The sequence below is a fragment of the Methanotorris formicicus Mc-S-70 genome, from assembly GCF_000243455.1.
GTDB classification, from domain to species: domain Archaea; phylum AGJL01; class Methanococci; order Methanococcales; family Methanococcaceae; genus Methanotorris; species Methanotorris formicicus.
Window position 1 is genome coordinate 1 of record NZ_AGJL01000067.1, and the last position, 6316, is coordinate 6316.

Consider the following 6316-nt stretch of genomic DNA (forward strand, 5'->3'; position numbering starts at 1 on the left):
TGGTATCGTGAGATACGTTTATTCCGAAAATGCGTAATGTTTTAGATAGTTCTATACACGAATTAAAACTCTGACAATAGAAGAAAGAGCATATAAACAATTGCATTCGCCTTTTTTGAGAATATTCTCACCATAAACAATTTTTATTCGAAAAATAGTAAAATGTTGTGGTAGAAATATCTTATCATAAATGCTATATCATTATATTCGAATATGCTTGCGAAAGTCCTATAAAAATAATCTTGAGAGGGGTTTCATTAATTGGATAAGAAAATTTAACATAGACGATAATGAAGTCAATGAAGTTATTGCCTGTATAAAAAAGAATATGCAAGAAAAATCCTCTTTATGGGATGAAAGTAAGGTTAGAGAAATTATATTAGAATGGAAAGAAGAGCAGATTAAGAAAAAAGAAGAAGAATTGAATAAGCGACAGAAAGAAATAGAAGACGAGGTAAAAAAGGATGTAAAAACTAAAAAATATGAAGATGAGGGAATAACAAATAAAATTACAAAAATGAGCAATATAAAAGAGAAAGATGAAGATATAGAAAATAAAGATAGGTTAAAACAATTAAAAGATAAGATACTAAGTTATGAGGGGGATTTAAGAAATGTTCTAATAGCAATTATTGAAAATCATCCTGAATTAGTAAGTATTATTGATAGGCATCTACAATAATCTTAAGGGGGAGGGTAATGGAAATAAGAGAATTTAATAATATAGACGAGCTATTAGAAGAGACTAAAAACGATAAGGAATCTACAGATTACATAAAAGATAGATTTCCTATAAGATTCATATTTTTCCCAAATAAAGATATATTTAAAGAGTTTATAAAAAAGATGATTAATACAAAAAATGTTAAACTAAAGTTTGAAGAAATTCCTATGTCTTGCTATCTTACTTCAGAAGATGTGATTAAGTTTATTAACTCAAAAATAGAGGATGATAAAGATTTGTTAATAGTTCCAGTTTCAGAAATAGCAAGATTCTATGATAGCAAAAGTTTTTCGTCACTATTCCAACAGCTTTCTGAAATAGAGTTTAGAAATAATAAAAACAAAGTAAGGATTTACATACCAATAATTGGTTTATATAGTAGATTTGAAAAAGAATTTTTAAAAAATTTCTCAAGAGAAGAATGGGCTCCAATTTGGAAATTAAATAGTATCCCTGATAAAAAAATAAATGGGTATTGCTTAAATATCGAATTAAATTATAAAAAAGTTGAAAATCTTAGCGATAACTATACTATAATAAGAACATTTGAAGATTGGGGGAATTTATGGAAAAAAGAAGAAACAAAAGATATATTGTCATTATGTGAAGAAATTAATTATTTGTTTCAATATTTCCAGCCAGATTCTTTTTTTAATTTTGAAAACATTGATACTTATGATAAGTTCTTAGAAAAAATTCTAAAAATAAACATCCCTATACCCTACAATGATAAGGAGAAAGAGTTTTGGAGGGAGCTGATAGAGCATACTATTATGAATAATATAAGAAATTTTAAAGAATTAATACAAAAAACATTCAAAAAAATAGAGGTTCTTTATGATGATATTATAGAACTTTGGGTAAGGGGCAATAAATTCCAAAGATGGTTGTTAAAATGGTGTGTTTTAATTAATAAAAATTGGGAAAATAAGTATCTCTATAAAGTTTTAGAAGATATTGATAGATATGACGATATTTCAAATTTAGAGCTATCATTATGGCTCAAAATATTCGATATAAGTGTTAATAAAGAAAAAGAAATTTTTGATGAAAGACGAAAATTAATAAAAATGTTCTATAACCTATCCATGAGAAGTCCAAAAAATATTGAACCAATATTAAAAGAGAAGTTTTCAAAAGTATCTAATTTAAAATTAAAACAAAAAATTAGGTATTTAACTGACTTAACACAATTTGAAAAAGAACAGATAATTTTATGTCTTATTCAGGGATTAAGAAACAATGAATTAACAAAAAATGAAATTTTAGAATTACTAAGGGAAATTTATCCCAATCTTTACTATTACTTAGGTGGAGTTAATTTTTCTAATTTAGATGAAGAAAACAGATGGGTTATTGGATACTTTAATGAATATAAGTGGTCTAAAGTTTTGGATGAAGTATCTAATGGCTTATTAAATATATTAAATGAAAAAAATAAAGATGAAAACTCATTTGCTGAATGGTATTGGAAATTTAAAACTTCTAAAGACATATTAGCACAAATTGAAAAAGATGAACATACTAAAATAGTTTGGATTGATGGATTAGGTGTAGAATTTGCTTCTTTAATAAAAAACATAGTCAATAATTCTGAAAACTATTTCATTGAGGATATATTTATAGGAAGAACGGAACTGCCATCAATAACTGAATTAAATAAATTTGAATGTGAAAAAATAAATGATTTAGATAAATACATTCACAAACAAAATCCATATAGACATCCAAAATGTATAGTGGAGGAGGTTGATATCGTAAATGGTATTATTAAGAATATTTTAGGCAGTTATGATAAGATTATTATCGTTTCTGACCATGGATTTACACCATTTGCTCTAAAAAGATATGGAAATGTAAAAAAATATGATTTTGAGGCAGGGCATGAGGGTAGATATGTTTGGCTCGATACATTGGGTGAGAATGTTAGAAACAATATTAAAGATAACAATGATTACATTAGAGACCCAAATAATAGAGCATTAGTTGCATTAAAATACACTTCATTGGGAGATATTCCAAGAAGAGAAGTTCATGGAGGAGCTACTCCAGAAGAAGTTTTAGTCCCAATAATTGTAATCTCAAAAGATAAGGACAAAATTAATTATGAAATAAGTTATAAAAGAACCATATTGGTAAAAAACCCAATTTTGTATTTGGATATAACTCCTTATCCAAAATATAATCCTTATGTAATATTCAAAAACCAGAGGTTAGATTTAAGTTATGATAACTCAGAGAAAAAATGGTTCGTTAATTTACCAACAAAAAAGCCAGAAAAATACAATCTTAAAATTTCAATAGGTAAATTTAGTAAGGATATTCAAATAGAAATCAAGGGTGGAATGAAAGAGAGGGATTTACTATGAGTAATTTAGATTCAAAGATAAAAAGATATTTTCCATACGAATCGGTTTATAAAAGTCCTGAAAGGTATAGTGTATTTATTGGTAAAAATTTACCTTCATTTATAAGAGATTGGTTAATAAGCAAATTTACCGACGAAGATGGGGAGTTAGATAAAGATGCATTGTTAGAATTCTTAGAAACATACATTCCAATAAAGAATGATAAAATTAAGGGGGAGTTAATAAACGAGGGTAAAACAATAAAAATATTAACGAGAATCATAGTTGAACCAGATGTAAAATCTGGAATACTAAAATTTAGCATACCTGAACTCAATATAAAGTTTAGTGAGGGCAGAGTCCCACAACATATCGCAAAAAAATATCCCGAACTAAGAGGGGGTGAAGTGTGGGGCGTTGTTGAGTTAGGATATGTTCCACCACAAGGAAAAGAAAAAGGAGTTATTGAAATTGTGGATTATAAACCATTTAAACCTTATGATGTGGATTTAGAATATTATAAATCAGTAAGAAAAGAATTCACATTAGAAGAGTGGATTGATTTACTAATAAGGTCTATGGAATACAACCCAGATGGATTTGAATCATTAGACCAAAAATTGTTATTTTTAAGTAGGTTATTAGTATTTGTTGAGCCAAGATTAAATTTAATAGAATTGGCTCCAAAAGGAACTGGAAAATCATATATTTTTGGTAATTTAAGTAAGTATGGTTGGATTATTAGTGGAGGAACAGTTTCAAGAGCAAAATTATTTTACGACATAAATAGAAGTATGCAAGGACTCGTTGGAAGATATGACTTCATTGCTATGGATGAAATTCAAACAATAAAATTTACTGATGAAATGGAGCTTTTAGGAGCTTTAAAGAGCTATTTAGAACAAGGAACATTTACTGTAGGGAATTTTAAAGGAACTGCTAACACAAGTTTTATTCTTTTAGGAAACATACCTTTAGATTCAAATAATAGACCAATAAACCGTAGATATTTTGATAATCTTCCAAGATTTTTTAGAGATTCTGCATTATTGGATAGATTTCACGGATTTATAGAAGGTTGGAAATTACCAAGGGTTCATGAAGATTTAAAAATTAAGGGTTATGCTTTAAATGTAGAATACTTTTCTGAAATATTGCATACATTGAGGGAATGTGGTGAGTATGCAACAATTGTTGATGAGCTATTAGATATCCCTCCTAAAGCTGATACAAGGGATACTACTGCTATTAAAAGACTTTGCACTGGTTACTTAAAATTGCTCTATCCGCATGCTGAATCTGCTGATGATGTAAATTTAGGGGACTTTGAAACTTTCTGCTTAAAACCCGCAATGGAAAAAAGAAAAATAATTAAACAACAAATTCATTTGATTGATGACGAGTTTAAACCAGGTATTCCAACGATAAAAGTAAAAAAATAAGAACAAACAATGATTTAAAGAATATACAAAATTTCAACATTGTTTTTTAGTGAAATTATGTCTATTACTTCTGCAGATGATTTGTTGGAGTTAAATAAAAAGTTAGATGAGGGTGTCAAATACATTAAATTAATCTTTGATTCTTTGGAAGAATTAAATGTCAAAGTTGATAAGCAAACAGAAGTATTGGAAAAACTAAAATGCCAAAATGGATAAGCAAACAGAAATTTTAACTGAACTCAAAAAAGGACACGATGAAGTGAGGGAAACATTAGATAAAATGGTTGAAATTTTAGAAAAAATTCTTAAATAGCTCCTGTCTTTTCTGCAATTTCTTTTGCTTTCTCTCTGCTAATCCCGTGCCTTAAAATTGTATATCTATTCCTTATTTTGTGGGCAATGGTTAATGCTTCTATAATCAAATCTTCATCAACTCCCAGTTCCTTTGCAGTTGTTGGGGCATTTACCTTTTTTAGTGATAATTTGATTTTTTCAGATAAACCTTTTAATTTTTCATTTTCCAACTCATGCAAATAGGACATTATTATAGTCCCAACTCCGCACTGCTCTCCATGCAGGGAATTTATTTTTAAATCATACTCCTTCTTTAAATAATCCAATGCATGGGAAAATAAATGCTCGCTTCCGGATGCAGGACGGGAAGAGGATGCAATGGAGATGGTTATTCCACTTGCTATGAGGGATTTTACCAATTTTTTTGGATATTCTTCCAAATTGGAGTTAAGGGTGTAATCAATCAATTCCTTTGCAATTGTCTTTGAAAAGATTGCAGAGCTCTCACTATAATCTTCCCCAATTTCTCTGTGAGCAAGTTTCCAATCTAAGACAGCGGTGATATTTGATACTATATCCCCCATTCCCGCACTTAGCAACCTCTTTGGAGATTTTTTTATGATGTCAATATCTGCAATAATGGCTATTGGTGCCTCTGTCATAAATGAGGGCTGTCTTATAGAAACAATTGGAGATGCAATGCCGTCATTTGATGCCGTTGTGGGAATGCTTAAAAAAGGAATCTCTAATTTGTATGCAATGAGTTTCCCAGTATCTATTGCTCTTCCCCCACCTAAGCCAATAATAGAGTCATATGCATGATATTTGTTAGTTTCAAATGCATCAATATCAATCTCATTATAATATAAGATATCAAAATCAAATTTGCAATATTTCTTTGTGTTTTTTCCAGTTATGACAAGGGGATTCTTTAGGTTTAATTTTTTCAATATATCTATAGTTTGGTCTATGGCACCTTCTTTAATTAGTATATACCTTGGAATCACAATCATTTTTTCCCTTTCTGCGTTTTTATTCTTAATATTTTGGTAAAATATTTATTTGTTTTTTGGTTGGCATATATCTTAAAAGTAGTATCCTAAATAAAAATTTAATAAAATATAATATAGTTAATTTGCCACTAAAAATTTATTGTGGTTGCAATGGCATCAAAACCCACCCACTATGCTACTAAACCTTAAATATTAATATGTTCAATTACTTTAAAAAACAATAAGAAACAGTATCTCCGAACATCATACTAACTAATAGAAAACTTAATATTTGGTAATATCGAATAGTTAATATACAAAAAAATATGGAGGTGAAATCATGAAGGGGATAAAACACACAATAATAAAATCCTTTAACGAATTTAACAGTTTTGTTGGTAAGGCTTTTACAAATTTACGCCGAGGATTTTATCGGGGTTTGAAAGGGTTTATTCCTAAAAGGGATTTCATCAAAGCTATAGAAAGCAACACATACTTAGAAACGATTAGCACGTT

5 protein-coding genes are annotated in these 6316 nt (G+C 28.7%); 4 read left to right on the forward strand and 1 reads right to left on the reverse strand.

Features of this window, described 5'->3' with window-relative positions; all coding sequences use genetic code 11:
• Window positions 1–217: 217 nt before the first annotated feature.
• From METFODRAFT_RS08795 to METFODRAFT_RS10805, 4 genes are read left to right on the forward strand one after another with little or no spacing between them, the layout of a single operon-like run.
• On the forward strand, window positions 218–682 hold the full coding sequence (locus METFODRAFT_RS08795; protein ID WP_141564103.1) for a hypothetical protein: 465 nt from the start codon (window positions 218–220) through the stop codon (window positions 680–682).
• A 17-nt stretch (window positions 683–699) separates the two neighbouring features.
• Window positions 700–3093 (forward strand): BREX-4 system phosphatase PglZ, encoded by a 2394-nt coding sequence (pglZ, locus tag METFODRAFT_RS08800; RefSeq protein ID WP_007045251.1) that lies wholly within the window; start codon window positions 700–702, stop codon window positions 3091–3093.
• Window positions 3090–4514, forward strand: coding sequence for a BREX system Lon protease-like protein BrxL (gene brxL, locus METFODRAFT_RS08805; protein WP_007045252.1), 1425 nt, complete (start codon window positions 3090–3092; stop codon window positions 4512–4514). Before pglZ ends, brxL begins: the two co-directional genes overlap by 4 nt.
• Before the next feature lie 57 nt (window positions 4515–4571).
• A complete protein-coding gene (locus METFODRAFT_RS10805; protein WP_007045253.1) occupies window positions 4572–4730 on the forward strand; it encodes a hypothetical protein in 159 nt (52 codons plus the stop codon).
• Between the two features lie 89 nt (window positions 4731–4819).
• Here the strand turns inward: METFODRAFT_RS10805 and METFODRAFT_RS08815 are convergent, their stop codons facing one another.
• Complete coding sequence (locus METFODRAFT_RS08815; RefSeq protein WP_007045255.1) at window positions 4820–5821, reverse strand: sn-glycerol-1-phosphate dehydrogenase; 1002 nt, start codon at window positions 5819–5821, stop codon at window positions 4820–4822.
• Window positions 5822–6316: the final 495 nt, after the last annotated feature.

Coding starts and splice junctions, on each gene's coding strand:
- pglZ (WP_007045251.1), top strand. CDS start 700: ATGGAAATAAGAGAATTTAATAATATAGACGAGCTATTAGAAGAGACT.
- brxL (WP_007045252.1), top strand. CDS start 3,090: ATGAGTAATTTAGATTCAAAGATAAAAAGATATTTTCCATACGAATCG.
- METFODRAFT_RS10805 (WP_007045253.1), top strand. CDS start 4,572: ATGTCTATTACTTCTGCAGATGATTTGTTGGAGTTAAATAAAAAGTTA.
- METFODRAFT_RS08815 (WP_007045255.1), bottom strand. CDS start 5,821: ATGATTGTGATTCCAAGGTATATACTAATTAAAGAAGGTGCCATAGAC.